The sequence below is a fragment of the Crystallibacter degradans genome (assembly GCF_012952295.1).
In the GTDB taxonomy this organism is placed as follows: domain Bacteria; phylum Actinomycetota; class Actinomycetes; order Actinomycetales; family Micrococcaceae; genus Crystallibacter; species Crystallibacter degradans.
The window spans coordinates 1-405 of the sequence record NZ_JABBCH010000095.1 but is presented as its reverse complement, the minus strand read 5'-3'; the positions used below and the strand labels follow the sequence as shown (position 1 = coordinate 405).

At 66.4% G+C, this 405-nt stretch carries 1 protein-coding gene; it reads right to left on the bottom strand.

What is annotated here, in order from left to right:
- Window positions 1-256, bottom strand: a 256-nt coding sequence (locus HGO92_RS23270) for a helix-turn-helix domain-containing protein (RefSeq protein WP_169998551.1), incomplete at its 3' end; no start/stop codon positions are given.
- Between the last annotated feature and the right edge of the window lie 149 nt (window positions 257-405).

Genomic DNA, 405 nt, shown 5'->3' with positions numbered 1-405 from the left:
CGGTCTTGCGGGCCTTTACGTCTGCTGCGGTGACCGTGATGAGGTCCTCCGGGCCGCAGGAGAAGATGTCGCAGATCGCGGAGATGAGCTGCAGTGCGACGCGTTCGGGCTTCTGGTTCACGAGCCGGTAGACCTGGGGGCGGGAGAGGACGATCCCGCGCTCGGCGAGTAGCGGTATGAGGTCGGTGGTGTTGTGCAGGCCTCGCGCGGCCATCAGCTCCGCAAGGCGCCAGCGATACTCAACCTGCCGCTTCACCAGTCGCCTCCCGGGCGCCCGGAGGCTTCCGTGACGGTCCGCTCGAGCCCGGCCCGCAGGGTCGTGGCGCGGAAGTCGTCGCTGACGAACTGGTAGATGCCGGTCGTGGAGGCATGTTCGTGTCCCATCTGATACTGCACAAACCTAGG